General features: G+C 57.3%; 20 protein-coding genes. 5 read left to right on the forward strand and 15 right to left on the reverse strand.

The genetic code is table 11. The features are described 5' to 3' along the window. Positions 1 to 190: 190 nt before the first annotated feature. The 5 genes from U2949_RS04580 to U2949_RS04600 are packed head-to-tail and all read right to left on the reverse strand — an operon-like array spanning position 191 to position 4,782. On the reverse strand, positions 191 to 895 hold the full coding sequence (locus U2949_RS04580; RefSeq protein ID WP_009462239.1) for an ABC transporter ATP-binding protein: 705 nt from the start codon (positions 893 to 895) through the stop codon (positions 191 to 193). Continuing rightward, the gene (locus U2949_RS04585) at positions 888 to 1,709 is read right to left on the reverse strand and encodes an ABC transporter ATP-binding protein (protein WP_009462241.1); all 822 of its coding nucleotides are present in this window, start codon (positions 1,707 to 1,709) and stop codon (positions 888 to 890) included. The genes U2949_RS04580 and U2949_RS04585 overlap by 8 nt, the downstream gene beginning before the upstream one ends. Next, a complete protein-coding gene (locus tag U2949_RS04590) occupies positions 1,706 to 2,668 on the reverse strand; it encodes a branched-chain amino acid ABC transporter permease (protein WP_026485073.1) in 963 nt (320 codons plus the stop codon). The genes U2949_RS04585 and U2949_RS04590 overlap by 4 nt, the downstream gene beginning before the upstream one ends. Before the next feature lie 3 nt (positions 2,669 to 2,671). Beyond that, positions 2,672 to 3,592: a branched-chain amino acid ABC transporter permease gene (locus tag U2949_RS04595; RefSeq protein WP_022983237.1), complete on the reverse strand. Its 921-nt coding sequence runs from the start codon at positions 3,590 to 3,592 to the stop codon at positions 2,672 to 2,674. Positions 3,593 to 3,612: 20 nt separating this feature from the next. Then, positions 3,613 to 4,782, reverse strand: a complete 1,170-nt coding sequence (locus tag U2949_RS04600) for an ABC transporter substrate-binding protein (protein ID WP_009462245.1) — start codon at positions 4,780 to 4,782, stop codon at positions 3,613 to 3,615. Positions 4,783 to 5,107: 325 nt separating this feature from the next. Between U2949_RS04600 and U2949_RS04605 the strand changes: the two genes are divergently transcribed. From U2949_RS04605 to U2949_RS04620, 4 genes are all read left to right on the forward strand, one after another. Next, positions 5,108 to 5,545: an Ivy family c-type lysozyme inhibitor gene (locus U2949_RS04605; RefSeq protein ID WP_009462247.1), complete on the forward strand. Its 438-nt coding sequence runs from the start codon at positions 5,108 to 5,110 to the stop codon at positions 5,543 to 5,545. 73 nt (positions 5,546 to 5,618) lie between these two features. Continuing rightward, positions 5,619 to 5,813: a heavy-metal-associated domain-containing protein gene (locus U2949_RS04610; protein WP_022983238.1), complete on the forward strand. Its 195-nt coding sequence runs from the start codon at positions 5,619 to 5,621 to the stop codon at positions 5,811 to 5,813. A 229-nt stretch (positions 5,814 to 6,042) separates the two neighbouring features. Continuing rightward, the gene (ada, locus tag U2949_RS04615; protein WP_321286397.1) at positions 6,043 to 7,107 is read left to right on the forward strand and encodes a bifunctional DNA-binding transcriptional regulator/O6-methylguanine-DNA methyltransferase Ada; all 1,065 of its coding nucleotides are present in this window, start codon (positions 6,043 to 6,045) and stop codon (positions 7,105 to 7,107) included. A 117-nt stretch (positions 7,108 to 7,224) separates the two neighbouring features. Further along, entirely contained in the window at positions 7,225 to 7,974 is a 750-nt protein-coding gene (locus U2949_RS04620; protein WP_321286399.1) for an SDR family oxidoreductase, read from the forward strand. Positions 7,975 to 8,038: 64 nt separating this feature from the next. Here the strand turns inward: U2949_RS04620 and U2949_RS04625 are convergent, their stop codons facing one another. Genes U2949_RS04625 through ccmA form a run of 10 tightly spaced genes read right to left on the reverse strand, consistent with a single transcriptional unit; the run spans position 8,039 to position 15,257 of the window. Beyond that, positions 8,039 to 8,749, reverse strand: coding sequence for a cytochrome c biogenesis CcdA family protein (locus U2949_RS04625; protein ID WP_321286401.1), 711 nt, complete (start codon positions 8,747 to 8,749; stop codon positions 8,039 to 8,041). Positions 8,750 to 8,777: 28 nt separating this feature from the next. After that, positions 8,778 to 9,653 carry a c-type cytochrome biogenesis protein CcmI gene (ccmI, locus tag U2949_RS04630; RefSeq protein ID WP_321286403.1) on the reverse strand — a complete coding sequence of 292 codons (876 nt, stop codon included), beginning with the start codon at positions 9,651 to 9,653 and terminating at the stop codon, positions 8,778 to 8,780. Further along, positions 9,650 to 10,123, reverse strand: a complete 474-nt coding sequence (locus U2949_RS04635; RefSeq protein ID WP_009462259.1) for a cytochrome c-type biogenesis protein — start codon at positions 10,121 to 10,123, stop codon at positions 9,650 to 9,652. Before U2949_RS04635 ends, ccmI begins: the two co-directional genes overlap by 4 nt. Then, entirely contained in the window at positions 10,120 to 10,650 is a 531-nt protein-coding gene (locus tag U2949_RS04640) for a DsbE family thiol:disulfide interchange protein (protein WP_009462261.1), read from the reverse strand. The genes U2949_RS04635 and U2949_RS04640 overlap by 4 nt, the downstream gene beginning before the upstream one ends. Next, positions 10,647 to 12,614: a heme lyase CcmF/NrfE family subunit gene (locus U2949_RS04645; RefSeq protein WP_035271224.1), complete on the reverse strand. Its 1,968-nt coding sequence runs from the start codon at positions 12,612 to 12,614 to the stop codon at positions 10,647 to 10,649. The genes U2949_RS04640 and U2949_RS04645 overlap by 4 nt, the downstream gene beginning before the upstream one ends. Further along, the gene (gene ccmE / locus U2949_RS04650) at positions 12,611 to 13,060 is read right to left on the reverse strand and encodes a cytochrome c maturation protein CcmE (RefSeq protein ID WP_026485067.1); all 450 of its coding nucleotides are present in this window, start codon (positions 13,058 to 13,060) and stop codon (positions 12,611 to 12,613) included. Before ccmE ends, U2949_RS04645 begins: the two co-directional genes overlap by 4 nt. Continuing rightward, positions 13,053 to 13,238: a heme exporter protein CcmD gene (gene ccmD / locus U2949_RS04655; RefSeq protein WP_080655600.1), complete on the reverse strand. Its 186-nt coding sequence runs from the start codon at positions 13,236 to 13,238 to the stop codon at positions 13,053 to 13,055. The genes ccmE and ccmD overlap by 8 nt, the downstream gene beginning before the upstream one ends. After that, positions 13,238 to 13,969, reverse strand: a complete 732-nt coding sequence (gene ccmC / locus U2949_RS04660; RefSeq protein ID WP_009462363.1) for a heme ABC transporter permease CcmC — start codon at positions 13,967 to 13,969, stop codon at positions 13,238 to 13,240. The genes ccmD and ccmC overlap by 1 nt, the downstream gene beginning before the upstream one ends. Before the next feature lie 5 nt (positions 13,970 to 13,974). Further along, entirely contained in the window at positions 13,975 to 14,643 is a 669-nt protein-coding gene (gene ccmB / locus U2949_RS04665) for a heme exporter protein CcmB (RefSeq protein WP_022983243.1), read from the reverse strand. Further along, positions 14,637 to 15,257, reverse strand: a complete 621-nt coding sequence (gene ccmA / locus U2949_RS04670; protein WP_080655599.1) for a cytochrome c biogenesis heme-transporting ATPase CcmA — start codon at positions 15,255 to 15,257, stop codon at positions 14,637 to 14,639. The genes ccmB and ccmA overlap by 7 nt, the downstream gene beginning before the upstream one ends. Before the next feature lie 222 nt (positions 15,258 to 15,479). Between ccmA and U2949_RS04675 the strand changes: the two genes are divergently transcribed. After that, complete coding sequence (locus tag U2949_RS04675) at positions 15,480 to 16,016, forward strand: ureidoglycolate lyase (RefSeq protein WP_257723946.1); 537 nt, start codon at positions 15,480 to 15,482, stop codon at positions 16,014 to 16,016. Positions 16,017 to 16,055 lie beyond the last annotated feature (39 nt).

Raw genomic sequence — 16,055 nt, forward strand, 5'->3', positions numbered from 1 at the left:
GTAAGGAATGCCATTTCATTACACATTGATACATCGCAAGGAAATAATCTTTCCAGAGATGCTTAGGGAACTTTCAGAAGAAAGTGCAACTCCTCCGCCACAATCCCCTATAGCGCCTTGACGAAACGCATGAAAAATGCCGCCTGCAAACAAGCAGGCGGCATCTTGGGATTGTTGCAGTTTGTGTTTTTTACACGCCCAAATAGCGCGTCCACAAGGTGCGATCAGCCCCCAATGCTTCGGAGTTCCCCTGCCAGACCAATTTGCCACGTTCCAGAATAATGTGGTGATCCGACAAGGCCATCAGCCGCTCGACATATTTGTCGATCAGCAAGATGGTTTGCCCTTCTTCACGCAAGACGGCCAGACAGTTCCAGATTTCTTCACGCACCTTGGGCGCCAGTCCTTCGGAGGCTTCATCCAGAATCAGCAGCTTGGGGTTGGTGACCAGCGCACGGCCAATGGCCAGCATTTGCTGCTCACCGCCCGATAGCTGGTTGCCCATATTGGACGCACGCTCGCGCAAGCGCGGAAAAAAGTCATAGACACGCTCGGGCGTCCAGGTCTTGTTGGCTTTGGGATTGCGATTGCAGGCAAAGGCCGTCAAGTGCTCGGCCACGGTCAGGTTGGGAAAGCACTGACGCCCTTCGGGCACAATGGCAATCCCGGCACGGGCAATACGGTCCGGATTCCAGCCCGCAATGGACTGGCCGTCGAACTTCACATCGCCGCCGCGCACCGGCAACTGGCCCAGAATGGTTTTCAGCAAGGTGGTCTTGCCCATACCATTACGGCCCAGCACAGTCACAACCTGCCCGCTACGAATGGACAGATCTACCCCGAACAGCACCTGGCTGGCACCATAGCCGCTTTGTAATTGAGTCGTTTCAAGCATGGCTTTCCACCTTGGTTGGAACTGGCGTGTCATCGTCGCCCAGATAAGCCTGACGCACAGCCTCGTTATCGCGGATTTCGGCAGCCGTGCCGGTAGCAATGATGTGACCTGCCACCAGCACAGAAATCCGGTCAGCCAGACGGAAAACGGCTTCCATATCATGCTCGACCAGCAACATGGTGGCTTTGCCACGCATGGTTTCGATCAATTCAGTCAGGCGCAGCGTTTCGTCCGGCCCCATCCCGGCCATAGGCTCGTCCAGCAGCAGAACTTGCGGACGGCTGGCCAAAGCCAGGGCGAACTCCACCTTGCGCTGCTCGCCATGCGGCAACACACCGGCCTGGGTATGCAGCAAGGACGCATCAATGGCACATTCGGCAGCCAAAGCACGGGCTTGCTCATACAGCTCGGTTTCCGCCTGACGAGCACGCCAGAAGCGGAAGCTGCTGCCACTGCATGCCTGCAAAGCCAGCACCAGGTTATCCAGCACCGTGTAGTTCTTGAAGATGTTGGTGATCTGGAACGAACGTGCCAGACCGGCAGCCACACGCTGGTGGCCTGACAAGGAAGTCACATCCCGACCACCCAGCAAGAGCTGGCCCGAATCCGGGGTCAAGGTGCCCGACAGCAAATGAATCAGGGTCGATTTACCAGCCCCGTTCGGGCCAATCAAACCATGAATTTCACCGGGCACCAGGTCCAGGGACACATCGTTGGTAGCCTGCAAAGCACCAAAGCGCTTCATCAGACCACGGGCTTGCAAAGCGGCCGAGCCGCTGCCCGCCTTGGAGGCGGTTGCTATCGTGTTCGTCATGCTTGCTCCTTGGCGGTAGTAGCTGGATCAGCGGCCGAGCGGATACGCACCAGTCCGGCCAGCCCCTTGGGTGCAAAAAACACCACCAGCAGCAACAAGATACCCAAAGGCATGTGCCAGTACTCGGTCCAGTTGCGCAGCAACTCTTCCAGCACCAACATCACGAACGCACCCAGAGCACCGCCATACAGCAAGCCAATCCCCCCCACCAGCACCATGATGATCAGGTCAGCCGACTGGGTCCAGTTCATCAGGCTGGGCGAGACAAACAGGTTGTGGTTGGCCAGCAAGGCACCGGCCAGACCCATGATAGCTCCGCTCAAGGTGTAAGCCGTCAGGCGAATGCGGTAAACGGGGTAACCCAAGGTTGTCATGCGGCTTTCGTTTTCACGCGTGCCCATCAAGGCCTGCCCGAAACGGGCTTTAACCAGACGATTGAACAGGAACAGCACCGCCACCAGAATAGCCAGTACCAGGTAGTAAAAGCTCAGCTCATTGCTCAGATCAATACCGGGCAAGGATGAATGGCTGTACATGTTCAGGCCGTCCTCGCCGCCGTACTGGCGCAAGGAAATGAACAGATAAAAGATCATCTGTGCAAACGCCAGCGTGATCATGATGAAGTACACACCACGAGTACGCAGCGACACGGCACCGGTCAGGAAAGCCAGCAAGCCGGAGATCACCATAGCGGCAGGCCAGGCAATCAGGCCGCTTTGCACGCCTTCAGTAGCCAGGATGCCTACGGTATAGGCCCCTGCCCCGAAAAACGCGGCATGGCCCAGGGCCACCATCCCGCCATAACCCAGCACCAGATTCAAGGCGCTGGCAGCCAGGGCATAGATGAAGATACGGCGTACAAACGAAATGTAGAACTCAAGTCCGTACATCGGTGCAATCAAGGGGAAAGCCAATAAGGCCACCAGCACCAGGGCGGACAAAATACGCGAAGTAGACATACATTAACCTCGCGCCGGGAACAGGCCCGAAGGACGGAAAACAAGAACAACAGCCATCAGGACATAGATCGAAATGGCAGCAATCGTAGGACCGACGCTGGAAGCCACATCTGCCGGGAAAACGTTACGCAGCAACATGGGCAGGAATGCACGGCCAGCGGTATCAACCATACCCACCAGCAAGGCCCCTACAAACGCGCCACGAATCGAGCCAATCCCGCCAATCACGATGCAGACCAGAACCAGGATCAGAATGTCCTCGCCCATACCAATCTGAACCGCGGTAATCGGACCCAACAAGGCACCGGCTAACGCAGCCAAGGCGGCTCCCAGAGTGAACACACCCAGGAACAGGATAGGTACGCGCACCCCCATCAGGGTGGCCATTTGTCGGTTGGAGGCACCTGCACGCACCAGCACCCCAGCTCGTGTTTTGGTCACGAAGGCATACAAGGCCAGCGCCATCACCAGACCGACCGCAATAATCATCAGACGGAAGGCGGGATAGAGAAAATCAGGCAAGAGTTCTACCGGCCCGGACAACAAGGCAGGCATATTCAACATAACGGGGGTTGGACCCCAAATCATTTTGACCACATCATTGGCGATCAAAATAACGGCATAGGTTCCCAGTACCTGAGCCAGGTGATCACGAGTGACCAGCTTGCGCAGAATGAGAATTTCCAGGGCAATACCGACCAGGGCTGTCACTGCTACCGCCACCACAATGGCGGCGGTAAAAGACCCTGTACGCTGCATGGTTTCCGCGGCCACATAGGCTCCCGCCATATAGAGGGAGCCGTGGGCCAGGTTCATGATATCCATAATGCCGAAGACCAAAGTCAGGCCCGCGGCAATCAGAAACAACATCAAACCAAACTGCAAACCATTCAGCAATTGCTCGCTAATCAGAATGAGCGACATGCTTTTACCACCTGTGAATCTTAATTAAGTTTGCATTCTTTGGCGTAGACGTCCTGGTAGGAGTCAAACACCTTGCTGACCATACGGTTCACAAGACGTCCGTCCTGATCCTTGACCACTTCACGCAAGTAGTAAGCCTGCACGGGGAAGTTGTTGTTGCCGTAGGTAAATGGGCCGCGAACCGAGTTGTAGTCGGCGGCTTTCAGTGCCTTGAGCACAGCTTCGCGGTCGGACACCTTGCCATCAACCTGTTTGACGGCGGCGTCGATAGCCAGAATCACGTCATAGGCCTGAGCAGCGTAAACCGATGGATAGCGGCCGTCATAGGCTTTGCGGAACTCTTCCACGAAGGTCTTGTTGGCAGGAACATCCAGGTCAGGCGACCACTGGGCGGTGTTCAACATACCCAGGATAGGCTCGCCCACGGCGGGGATGATGTCCTCGTCACCCGAGAAGGCTGGGCCCAGCAAAACCACATCTTTATTCAGGCCAGCGGCCACGAACTGTTTGATGAAGTTGATGCCCATGGCGCCGGGCAGGAAGAAGAACACGGCCTGGGGCTTGGCCGCACGGATCTGTGCCAGTTCAGCCGAGTAGTCGATCTGGCCCAGCTTGGTGTAGAGCTCGTCGTTGACGGGTTTGCCGTAACCACGCTTGAAGCCGTTCAAGTGATCCTTGCCAGCCGGATAGTCAGGGGCAATGATGAACATTTTTTCGTAGTTGCGATCCGCAGCCACTTTACCGGCGGCCTCGTCAAAGGCGTCGTTCTGGTAGGACACGCCAAAGAAGTACGGATTACAACCGGCACCGGCCAATTGGCTGGGACCCGGGTTGCTGGTCAGGTAGGGCACTTTGGCCGAGAACAGGGCGGGAGCCACTGCCAGAGCCACGTTGGAACCCACTGGGCCGGTAAAGAAGTCGATCTTGTCGCGCTGCACGAAGCGATTGACCAATTGGCGGGCCTGGTCGGGGTTACCGGCCATATCCTGTTGAATGAACTCGGCCGGGAAACCGCCCAGCTTGCCGTCCAGTTGTTTGATGGCCAGATTAAAGCCATCACGAACTTCACCACCAACGGCAGCGAACGGACCGGATGTGTCCATTGCCATCCCCACTTTGATGGTATCGGCATGAGCCAGAGAACCGCCAAAAGCCGCCGCCAGAGCTACGGTCAATGCAATACGTTTCATGTTATCTCCTTGCGCCACCGCGCTTATAGGCTGTCTTTAAATAAGATGCACAGCAGATCGAACTACAAATTCAACTATGCCAACCATTCATTTATAAATAGTTTAGTTATGAAACAATTTTGCTGGCAAGCTGTGGTTTTTACCTACACCCCTCAAATTCCCTGGTAATTCGACAGGAAACAAAGCCCCGTGCTAATCCCATGGACGGATAAGCACTATAACGACTGTAGGGATAGCCGTTTATGCAGGTTTTCCTTGATTTTGTTAACAATCCCGCACTAAGCGCGCTGCTAAACTGAGGGCTCGCCTCATTATTGGAGATCCCATGCGTATTTCCCATTCTCTGTGCCGCCTTGTCCTTGGCAGCGCCCTGCTCGCCCCTTTCCTGAGCAATGCACAGTCCTCGGAATCCGTTTATCTGGCTGACCTGGCCAAGTCCAACAAGCAAGTGGCCCAGCAGTATCAGAGCCTGATGCAGGACGTCGCCAAAAACGCCAGCTGGGTTAAAGATTTCGGTACGGCTTCGCCGGGCGAAACCGTGTCTCTGGATGGCCGCGACTACCAGGTTTTCCAGGGCTGCAAACCCCATGACTGCACCAGCTCCAGCTACGTAGTGCTACTGGACACCCAAAAGCAGACCATCTCCTACGGTGCTTTTGTGGAAAACAAGGAATCAGGCCCAGGTTTGGCCAGCAGCCAGATTCAATGGCTGGGCAATCCCGAATTTGATCAGATCCGCCTGATGTCACCGGCCCTGTTTTAAAAAAACAGCACTTGACCTTGCCCCCGTGGCAAGCCTTAAGCTGACTCCATTGTTTTTATCAAAGGAGTCAGCTATGTCCACCTTCTCCGTACCCGACATGACCTGCGGCCATTGTGTACGCAGCATCACTGAAGCCATTCAGGCTGTCGCCCCTCAAGCCACCGTCAGCACGGATCTGGAAAAACACCAGGTTACCGTTCAAGGTCTGGATGGCGCACAAGCCCTGAAAGTGATTGAAGAAGCGGGTTACACCCCCAGCGCCCTGTAAGCACGACGCGCCTTTCACGGTGCCAGCGCTTCAGAGCCAATAAAAAGGCCGGTTGATACCGGCCTTTTTTCATACTGCTTCGTTTAGCACGCACATACCGTCAACAACTGACAGGCTCTTGTGTGGTGTCAGCCGGGTCTGTCAATATTGACCGCAAGAATCGGAGTGCTTGCGATGAAAGACCCGCGTATTCTGGCTTCGTAATTGATGATGTCAGGATCCCTGCCCTATGACTACGAACCCTACTTACAAAACCGACGATCAGCGCTGGGCGGCTGTGCAGGCGCGAGACCCCGCTGCCGATGGCCAGTTCGTCTATGCGGTGCGTACCACAGGCGTGTACTGCCAACCCAGCTCAACAACACGGTTGCCCAAGCGCGAAAATGTCGAGTTTTTCGATTCCCCCCAGAGCGCTGAAGCGGCAGGCTATCGTTACAGCCGTAGGGCTCATGGCTCTCAAACCAGCGCCGCAGCGGAACGGGCCGCCATCGTGGCTCGTGCCTGCCGCCTGATCGAAACATCGGAGACGCCGCCATCGCTGGACACACTGGCAGCCGCAGTGGGCAAAAGCCCCTTCCATTTTCATCGGCTGTTCAAAGCCGAAACAGGTCTGACGCCCAAGGCATACAGCTCGGCCTATCGTGCTCGCAGACTGCGCGAGGAACTGAGCAGTCCGGACACGTCCATTACCAATGCGATCTACGACAGCGGATTCAACTCCAACAGCCGATTCTACGAAGCTTCCGAACAGTTGTTAGGCATGCGTGCGCGGGACTACCGGGCTGGAGGGGCCGGTGCTGTCATCCGTTTCGCTGTGGGTCAGTGCTCTCTAGGAGCGATTCTGGTAGCCCAAAGCCAACGCGGCATCTGCGCCATCTTGCTGGGCGATGATCCCGATCAACTGGTTCGTGACTTGCAGGATCAGTTTCCCAAAGCCGAAATCATCGGCTGCGACGGCGACTTCGAGCAATTGATCGCTCAAGTCGTGGGCTTCATCGAAACGCCCTCTCTTGGCTTGCACCTGCCACTGGATGTACAAGGAACGGCCTTCCAGGAACGAGTCTGGCGCGCGCTCTGTGAGATCCCGCCAGGCGTCACCGTCAGCTACACCGACATCGCCGAACGCATAGGCTCGCCCAAAGCTGTGCGTGCCGTGGCCCAGGCTTGCGCCAACAACCACATTGCGGTGGCCATCCCATGCCACCGTGTCGTACGCCGAGATGGCGATCTGGCCGGTTACCGCTGGGGTATAGACCGAAAACGTGAACTGCTACGCCGCGAAGTACAAGACTGATAGTCGGCTGTCTGCCCCATCATCAAGAACGGGTTTTGAAGGCAAGAAACGGAGTTCCCCGTCAGGCCAGGACACATACGATATGAGCTCCCCATAGAAATACAGGAGATTTCACTCATGGCTTTGCTTGATGGAAAAGTTGCCCTTGTTACCGGCGCATCCTCTGGTATTGGACGCGCCATCGCATTGATGTTTGCCGAGCAGGGAGCGGCACTTGTTCTTACGGCAAGGCGTGGCGCATTGCTTGAGGCCGTCGCCAAGGAGATCCGGCAGTCTGGCGGCCGTGCCGAGTTTGTGGCGGGGGACATTACACGGGCTGAAACCCATGAGCAAGTGATCGAAGCCGCGACCAGCAGATTCGGTGGGCTCGATATTGCGATCAATAACGCCGGGATTGTCGGTGCCCTCAAGCCGCTGGTCGAGATGACGCTGGAAGAATGGCAAGCAACCCTGAATACCAATCTTGAGGCAGCCTTTCTGGGTGCCCGTAGCCAGATTCCGGCCATGCTCCATCGCGGAGGCGGCTCGATTGTTTTCACATCGAGCTTTGTAGGTACCAGTGTCGGCCTGCCCGGTATGAGCGCTTATGGTGCCGCTAAAGCGGCGCTCATGGGGCTGGTCAAAGGCATCACGGCGGACTATGCGGCGCAAGGTATACGTGCCAACGCTCTTTTGCCTGGCGGAACTGACACAGACATTGCCGGAGATCAGAGCACCAAGGATTGGGCGGCGGGGCTGCACGCCATGCAGCGAATCGCCCAACCTGAAGAAATTGCGTCCGCAGCGCTCTTTCTGGCCAGCCCCATGTCCAGTTTTGTGACCGGCTCCGCCTTGTTCGCGGATGGAGGCAATGCGGCCGTGAAGTGACAATGCGGTGCTTCCTGATAGCTGATGAAGCACCACACTGATAACAGGCAAATACTGAAGCTTGTTAGCCCAGTTGCCCTAACACCGGGAAGGTCTTGAGCACCCAGATAGCAAACCGCGCCAGCTCGCCGGTTGCCATGGCCCAGCCCATCACAATCAGCACCAGACCCGCCCCCCAGCGCACATAGCGCCCGATCTTCCTGATCTGGGTCATGCGCTGCAAGAAAGGGGTCAGGAAGCAGGCGGCCAGGATGAAAGGTACACCCAGACCCAAAGCGTAGACGGACAACAAGATACTGGCCTTGCCCGCACTGGCCGTGCTGGCTCCCATCATCAAAATGCCCGCCAGAATCGGGCCGATGCAGGGAGTCCAGCCAAAGCCGAACGCCAGCCCCATTACCGTTGCCCCGCCAGGGCCTGCCGCTTTGCCGGATTCAAAGCGATAGTAGCGTTGCAGGCTCATGGGCATGCGCAGCACACCCATCACACTCAAACCCGCCAAAGCCACCATGACACCTGCCGCCACATTCAACTCATAGCGATAGGCCATCAACAACTGACCAAGGTAAGAGAGACTGGCTCCCAAGGCGATAAAAACCAGTGAAAAGCCAGCCACAAAGCAAACGCTGCGACCCAGTAGCTGGCTGCGCTTGACCTGCGTATACAACTGCCCGTCCCCGGCCAGATAAGACAGATAGCCGGGAACCAAGGGCAAGACGCAGGGGGAGAGAAACGAAGCCATCCCCGCCAGAAACGCCGTTATCAGGGCGAGCAAGCCCAAATCCAAAGACACTATTTCCATATCAAGGGGCCGTGGCAGGTTCCGCTGCAGGGGCGGCCGGCATACGCATACGTTCACGCGCCAGTTGCAAGCCCTGGTTCACGACCTTGGCGGTTTCCGAATCGGGTGGAAACTGCGCCAGCAAACGCTGCCAGTAGTCGATCGCAGCCGGATACTCCTCTTTATGCAAAGCGGCAGCGCCGGCCAGCATCAAGCCCAATGGCTCTTCGGGATACAGCTCCAGCGATCGCTTGACCAAACGACCCGGCAAACCGTCCAAGGTATCGACACCGGCCAGCAGCATGGATTCAGCATATTCAGCCAATGCCGTCGGGTCTCCATCCACCACGGCCATGGCCTTGGCATACGCCTGTGTCGCTTCCTGATGGCGGCCGTAATAGCGATGCGAACGGGCCATCATCAACCAGGCGCCCGGATCGTCCGGATTTTCTTTCAGACGCTGCTCCAGACGGGCCACCATGGCCTCAATATCCACGGGCTGTGCGTTGGCCTGCTGCTGCACGGCGGCAGGATCCAGCATGGCCGGATTTCCCAGATAAAAGTACAAGGCGATAGCGGCGACCGGAATGCTGACCATCAAGGTCCAGGCCAACTTCGGTGCGCCTGCTTGCTGCACAGATTCCGTTTTCAGCCCTTCGTTTTCTTCCAGCACACGCTGGCGCAAATCCATCTGCGCCTGTTCGAAGTCCTGAGCAGACAAGACACCGGCCTGCTTGTCCCGTTCGATTTCCTTGAGCTGCTCGCGCAGAATCGCCAGATTGGCCTGCTTGTGTTCAACCACACGCTGCACGGCGGGCTTGCGCTTGACGCTCAACATCAAATACACCGCGCACAGCAGCGCCAGTAGCGCGGCCACAATATAAAAAACAATAGTCACGATTGTTCATCCCGAGAAGAGCCCTGCAAGAGAGCATCGGCTTGACGACGTTGTTCCTCGGTCAAGGCCGTGTCATCACCCGCGCGGCGTCGACGGCGCAGCGTAAAGGCATAGACCAGAAAGCCAGTCAGCAATAACAGAGCTGGCCCGAACCAGAGCAGCAAGGTGGTGGATTTAAAGGGCGGGCGATACAAAATGAAGTCGCCATAGCGATCCACCATATAGGTGCGGATCTGATCGGGGCTGCGCCCCTGCCCCAACTGCTCCATGATCTGCTGGCGCAAATCCACGGCCAGCTCGGCACGCGATGCCGCAATGGATTCGTTCTGGCACACCAGACAACGCAGCTCGGCCGCAATTTCCAGCATCACCGATTCCTGAGCGCCCTGCTCCCCCGACTGAGCCTGCGCCGCTGGCACCAGAAACCACACACTGGCCATCAAGGCCACCATCCATTGACGCATCATCATGGCTGCTGCTCCAAACGACGGATCAAAGGCAACAAGGTTTCCTCCATGGATTCACGCGACACGGGGCCTATGTGCTTGAAGCGCACAATGCCCTGCTTGTCGATCACAAAGGTTTCCGGCACACCGTACACGCCGAAATCAATGCCCACACGACCGTCCCTGTCCATGACAGAGACTTCATAAGAATTGCCATTGCGTAGCAGCCACTCGCGGCTTTCTTCAGGTACGTCCTTGTAGTTCAAGCCCACAATCGGCACCTTGTGCTTGGTGGACAGCTCTTTGATGAAAGCATGTTCGGTCAGGCACGGGTAGCACCACGAGGCCCACACGTTCAGCAACCAGACACGTCCTTTCATTTGCTCCCCCGAAAAACTGGCTTCGGGATTGTGCAATTGAGGCAGGCTGAACGCCGGAGCCGGTTTATCAACCAAGGGCGAAGGCACTTCGCTGGGCTTCAAGGTCAAACCTATGCCCAGAAATACCAGCAACAGTACAAAACCGATCAAGGGAACAGTAAAACGGTTCATGCCTGCACCTGCGTATTCATAGCTTTGTTTTGTACAGCGGCACGGGTTTGCTTGGCGCGATAGCGTCGATCACTGATTGCCAGCGCACCGCCCAAGGCCATCAGCAAACAACCCAGCCAGATAAAGTCCACCAGAGGCTTGTAGTACAGACGAACACTCCAACCGCCCTGGTCAAAGTTGTCGCCCAGCGCCACGTAAATATGACGCAAGCCATTGGCGTTGATGGCCGATTCCGTCATGGGCAAGGCCGAGGACAGATAGGTGCGCTTTTCCGGATACAAGGTGGACACCACCTTGCCATCCTGCAGCAGTTCTACCGTGCCGCGTTCGGCCGAATAGTTCGGGCCGGGCACAATACGCACGCCCTGGAAGCGCGCGTCATACGCGCCCACCTGCGCCGTCTGACCGGGCTGCAACAAGACATCGGTTTCTGTCTCGTAGTGGCTGACCATGGTCACCCCCAGGACAAAGACAGCGACCCCGATGTGGGCCAAGTGCTGACCCAGCCAACTGCGTGGTTGCGAGAACACGCCGGACCGCGTGGCGCGCACACGCTTGACCACATCAAACAAGCTGCCCAAAACAATCCACATGGCCAGACCCGCGCCCAAGGCGGCAGTGCCCTGCCACTGGCCGTACAGCAAAGGAATGGCTGCACCCAGCACGATACTGAACAGGATCACCAGGGCCAGTTGGCGCACCATATCCATCATGCTGGCACGCTTCCAATTCGCCATGACGCCAAACACGATCAGAACCAGAGCCGGGATCATCAAAGGCACAAACACCTTGTTGAAATAAGGTGGCCCCACGGAGATTTTGCCCAGGCCCAGCGTATCCATAATCAGGGGATACAAGGTCCCCAACAGCACCGTGCCCGTCACCACTACCAGCAAAACGTTGTTGACCAGCAGCAAGGACTCACGCGACACCACGGCAAACTGCCCACCTGCCCCAACGCGCGGTGCACGCCAGGCAAACAGGATCAGAGAGCTGCCAACAATGACGGCAAACAGACTCAAAATGAACACACCACGGGCCGGGTCAGTGGCAAATGCATGCACTGAAGTCAACACACCGGAGCGCACCAGGAAGGCCCCCAGAATGGACAGCGAGAAGGTGCTGATTGCCAGCAGAACCGTCCAGTTCTTGAAGCTGCCGCGCTTTTCCGTGACCGCCAAAGAGTGAATCAAGGCCGTGCCCGCCAACCACGGCACAAATGAGGAGTTCTCCACCGGGTCCCAGAACCACCAACCGCCCCAACCCAGCTCGTAATAGGCCCACCAGCTACCGACAGCGATACCCAGGGTCAGAAACAGCCAGGCCGAGGTTGTCCAGGGGCGCGACCAGCGCGCCCAGCTGGCATCCAGACGCCCGGCCAGCAAAGCGGCAATCGCAAAGGCAAAGGCCACCGAAAAACCCACATAGCCCATGTACAGCAAGGGCGGGTGAACAATCAGGCCAATATCCTGCAAGAGCGTGTTCAGATCCAGACCTTCGGCAGGAACCGGGAACATGCGCTCAAAGGGGTTGGAGCTAATCAACACAAACAGCAGAAAACCGGCGGTAATCAGACCCAAGACGCCCAGCACACGGGCCAGCATGGCTTCAGGCAAGGAACGCGAATAAATACTGACGGCAAAGGCCCAACCCGTTTGCATGAACATCCACAGCAGCAGCGAACCCTCATGTCCACCCCACACTGCGGCAATGCGGTAGAACAAAGGCAGTTTGGTGCTGGAGTTCTGCGCCACGTAGGCGACAGAGAAATCAAAGCTCACAAAGGACCAGGCCAGACACAGCAAGCTAAAGGCCACCAAACCGAATTGCCAGCGAGCTGCGGGACGTGCAAAAGCCATCCAGGCCAGATTGCCACGCCAGGCACCATACAAGGACACAATGCCTTGGGCCAGCGCCAGCACAAAAGTCAGAATCAGGGCAAAGTGTCCAAGCTCCGGGATCATGGCTGGGCTCCTTGTTTCGCACGCTCGGCCTGCTCCATGGCATGCATGGCCTCGGGCGGCATGTAGTTTTCATCGTGCTTGGCCAGTACTTCTTCCGCCACAAAATGGCCCTGCTCGTTCAAGCGACCTTGGGCCACCACGCCTTTCCCCTCTTGGAACAGGTCCGGCAAAATTCCCGTATAGCTGACAGGCACCTGGGCCGCGCCGTCCGTCACCACAAAATTCACCGCCATGCCTTGGGCGCCGCCACGACGGATGCTATCCATCTGCACAATGCCACCCACCCGGAAGGTCCGGTTTTCAGGGCTTTGCCCCTGGCTGACTTCGGTAGGGGTAAAAAAGAACACCAGGCTGCTTTGGAAGGCATTGAGGATCAGGGCGGTTGCCGCCCCCAGCACCACCAATGCGCCCAGAATCAGGACCAGACGATTTTGTCGCTTAGTCATGGCGCTGGTCCCCCAGGGCGCGCTCGTCACGTACCCGCTGCCAGGCTCGTGCCCGCCCTGCCCGGACGCTGAGCACTTCACCCAGCATCAACACGGTACAGGCCAGCACCGAGCCCCACACATACACGGCATAGCCGCCCATAGCGAAAAAATCGCCCACACTCGACCAATGCATCATCAGCCCTCCGTCAAGTTGCGAACCCAGGCGGTATGCGCCTCACGTTCAAGAATCAAATTGCGCACCCGGTACAGTGCGATGGCAATGCTGTAGCACCACATGGCCAGACTCATCAGCAGCATGCCCGTCAGCATGACGGTGGCCATGGACGGCGAGCTGGTCAGCGATACCGAAGCCCCCTGATGCAAGGTGTTCCACCATTGCACCGAGAAATAGATAACAGGCACATTCACCACCCCGACCAAGGCCAGGATGGAAGCAGCTTTGTCAGCGCGACGTGGGTCGTCGATGGCACCACGCAAGCCCATGAAACCCATGTACAAGAACAGCAGCAGCAATTCGGAAGTCAGACGGGCGTCCCAGACCCACCAGGCGCCCCACATGGGCTTGCCCCACAGGGCTCCGGTTACCAGGGACAAGACCGTACAGATCGCCCCGGTCGGTGCCAGCGCGGCAGCCATCATGGCGGCGGTGCGACTATTGAAAACCAGGCAGATCAAGGACCAGAAGCCCATGGCCAGATAGATCAGCATGGACATCCAGGACACGGGTACGTGCAGAAAAATAATGCGATAGCCTTCGCCTTGCTGGAAGTCGGTAGGGGCCAAAAAGAAGCCTACATAAGCGCCGACCAGAAACAGCAGAAAGGCCAGGATGGCAGCCCAAGGAATAATGCGTCCGGCCAGAACATAGAAGTTTTGAGGAGCGGCGTAGCGATACAGAAAGTTCATGGAATTTACTCAAGAGCAAGGCGCAACGCCGCTGCCGTGGCAGGTGGCGCAAAGAACAAAGCCAACAGTAAAAAAGCGGCCAGAACGGACAGATGCGCTTGCGCACCCAATCCGGCCTGAACCGCTTGCACCGCCCCCGCCCCGAAAACCAGCACGGGCACGTAAAAGGGCAAAATCAATAAAGCCAACAAAACCCCTGCCGAGCGCAGGCCCAACACCAGAGCCGCGCCAATCGCCCCCAACAAGGTCAGAACGGGCAGGCCCAGCGCCAGGGACAGCATCAGCACGCCCAGGCTGGACGTAGGCAGACTGAATTGCAACCCCAGAATCGGAGCCAGCAAAAGCAAGGGCAGGCCTGTCAAAAAGGTATGCGCCAGCACCTTGCCCAAAACCCAAAGGCTAAGCGGCAGGTGAGAAAACAGAACCTGCTCCAGTGCACCATCCTGCTCGTCCTGTTCAAACAGGCGGCTTAGCGACAGCATGGTGGCCAGCAAGGCCGACACCCACAGCACGCCAGGCGCCATCTTGGACAGCAAGGCCGCATCCGCCCCCACACCCAAGGGAAACAGGCTGCACACCACCAAAAAGAAAACCAGTGGAATCAGGACATCGCCGGGGCGACGCATGGCCAGGCGCCACTCGCGCTTCATCAAGGCTAAAAAGAGACTCAACATGCCTGCCCCAGATCCAGGTGCTGCACCTTCAAGTCCCAAGGCAGGGTCTGGTGACTGGTCAAAATAACGGAGCCCTGTTTCTGCAGATGCTGTGCAATCAGCTCACCCAGAAACTTCTGACCCGCACTGTCCAGCGCAGTCAGCTGCTCGTCCAGAATCCACAAGGGACGATTGCTCAGAGACAGGCGCACCAGAAACACACGGCGGCGTTGCCCGGCCGATAACTGCCGTACAGGCACGCGACGGTAAGCCAGCAAACCGCCTGCCAGCAGCGCCTGATCGCAGGCCTCCCGTTCCAGCGGCACACGATCCTGCATGAGCAGGCTGTCCAGATTCTCTTGCACCGACAGGCTGCCATTGAGCCCCGGCGCATGTCCGCCGTACACCAGCTGTCGTCGGTAATCACTATCATTGCTTTGCACGGGACGGTCGTGCCAGAACAGTTGGCCTTTGTCGGCCTGGGCGATATTGGCCAGGATACGCAACAAGCTGGTTTTGCCGCTGCCATTGGGCCCACTGACCAAACAACATTGGCCAGCTTCAAGCCTTAGGCTCAGCTCGGAGAACACACGACGCTGGCCCCGTCTACAGGTCAGCGAAACAGCTTGAAGCACAGCAACCCCTTGTCAAGAAAGCAAACAGAGCGAAGCCGCCCCTGAAAAAAGGCGGCTTGCTTAGCTCGCTAAGTAAAGACGAGCCCTCTTCAAGACAGGGGATGTTTTACTTAGTTCCACAATACCCACGAGAAACTCAAGCTTATTGATCTAGGCCAATCCGGGTTCAAGGCTGCATTCTTGATAAGATGCTGGCTTAGTACTTTCTTTGAGCAATAAACCATGAGCACCCCAATCACCCTGACTCCCCAGCCCCTTAGCCCCGAGGCTTTTGCTCCATATGGCTGGATGCTGGGTAAAGGTTTGGCTACGGCGCCGGCGACAGCCGCCTTCAGCAATGCCGCCACCGACTTCTGGCACGAACATGCGTTTGACACAGGTCCAAGCGGTCAGACCGAAGTGCTGTGGGTGAATTACCGCATTCAAGACCCCAATATCACGACCCTGGAAAACCACCTGCTGACACAACAGGCACTGATCCCGCTGACTGGCGAAGTGATCCATATCGTGGCCCAAAGCCAAGCCGAAGGCGGCCCGGATCTGTCCACCCTGCAAGCCTTCCGTATCCCTCAAGGGCAAGGTGTCTGCATGCGGCCCGGTTGCTGGCACAGCAGCCGTGTTGCCGGAGGTGAAGTGGCCTGTTTGATGTTGACGCGTATCTCTACCACGGTAGATCTGGTCGCCCATTTGAACGAGGGCAAACCCGCCACGGAAAGCGAGCTGCGCCCTCTGGGACAAAGCGTGGTGGTAACGCTATAAGGTGCCCGCAGCAGAGCGTGACCATCGCCCTGCCCGACA

This window comes from Alcaligenes phenolicus, assembly GCF_032063905.1.
In the GTDB taxonomy this organism is placed as follows: domain Bacteria; phylum Pseudomonadota; class Gammaproteobacteria; order Burkholderiales; family Burkholderiaceae_B; genus Alcaligenes; species Alcaligenes phenolicus.

What these genes read in the sequence shown, in the direction of transcription:
- ccmD (WP_080655600.1), bottom strand. Translation starts at nt 13,238, where the DNA reads ATGATGCATTGGTCGAGTGTGGGCGATTTTTTCGCTATGGGCGGCTAT.
- U2949_RS04595 (WP_022983237.1), bottom strand. Translation starts at nt 3,592, where the DNA reads ATGTCGCTCATTCTGATTAGCGAGCAATTGCTGAATGGTTTGCAGTTT.
- ccmE (WP_026485067.1), bottom strand. Translation starts at nt 13,060, where the DNA reads ATGACTAAGCGACAAAATCGTCTGGTCCTGATTCTGGGCGCATTGGTG.
- U2949_RS04580 (WP_009462239.1), bottom strand. Translation starts at nt 895, where the DNA reads ATGCTTGAAACGACTCAATTACAAAGCGGCTATGGTGCCAGCCAGGTG.
- U2949_RS04620 (WP_321286399.1), top strand. Translation starts at nt 7,225, where the DNA reads ATGGCTTTGCTTGATGGAAAAGTTGCCCTTGTTACCGGCGCATCCTCT.
- U2949_RS04635 (WP_009462259.1), bottom strand. Translation starts at nt 10,123, where the DNA reads ATGATGATGCGTCAATGGATGGTGGCCTTGATGGCCAGTGTGTGGTTT.
- U2949_RS04600 (WP_009462245.1), bottom strand. Translation starts at nt 4,782, where the DNA reads ATGAAACGTATTGCATTGACCGTAGCTCTGGCGGCGGCTTTTGGCGGT.
- ccmC (WP_009462363.1), bottom strand. Translation starts at nt 13,969, where the DNA reads ATGAACTTTCTGTATCGCTACGCCGCTCCTCAAAACTTCTATGTTCTG.
- ada (WP_321286397.1), top strand. Translation starts at nt 6,043, where the DNA reads ATGACTACGAACCCTACTTACAAAACCGACGATCAGCGCTGGGCGGCT.
- U2949_RS04645 (WP_035271224.1), bottom strand. Translation starts at nt 12,614, where the DNA reads ATGATCCCGGAGCTTGGACACTTTGCCCTGATTCTGACTTTTGTGCTG.
- ccmB (WP_022983243.1), bottom strand. Translation starts at nt 14,643, where the DNA reads ATGTTGAGTCTCTTTTTAGCCTTGATGAAGCGCGAGTGGCGCCTGGCC.
- U2949_RS04585 (WP_009462241.1), bottom strand. Translation starts at nt 1,709, where the DNA reads ATGACGAACACGATAGCAACCGCCTCCAAGGCGGGCAGCGGCTCGGCC.
- U2949_RS04590 (WP_026485073.1), bottom strand. Translation starts at nt 2,668, where the DNA reads ATGTCTACTTCGCGTATTTTGTCCGCCCTGGTGCTGGTGGCCTTATTG.
- U2949_RS04605 (WP_009462247.1), top strand. Translation starts at nt 5,108, where the DNA reads ATGCGTATTTCCCATTCTCTGTGCCGCCTTGTCCTTGGCAGCGCCCTG.
- U2949_RS04640 (WP_009462261.1), bottom strand. Translation starts at nt 10,650, where the DNA reads ATGAACCGTTTTACTGTTCCCTTGATCGGTTTTGTACTGTTGCTGGTA.
- U2949_RS04610 (WP_022983238.1), top strand. Translation starts at nt 5,619, where the DNA reads ATGTCCACCTTCTCCGTACCCGACATGACCTGCGGCCATTGTGTACGC.
- U2949_RS04675 (WP_257723946.1), top strand. Translation starts at nt 15,480, where the DNA reads ATGAGCACCCCAATCACCCTGACTCCCCAGCCCCTTAGCCCCGAGGCT.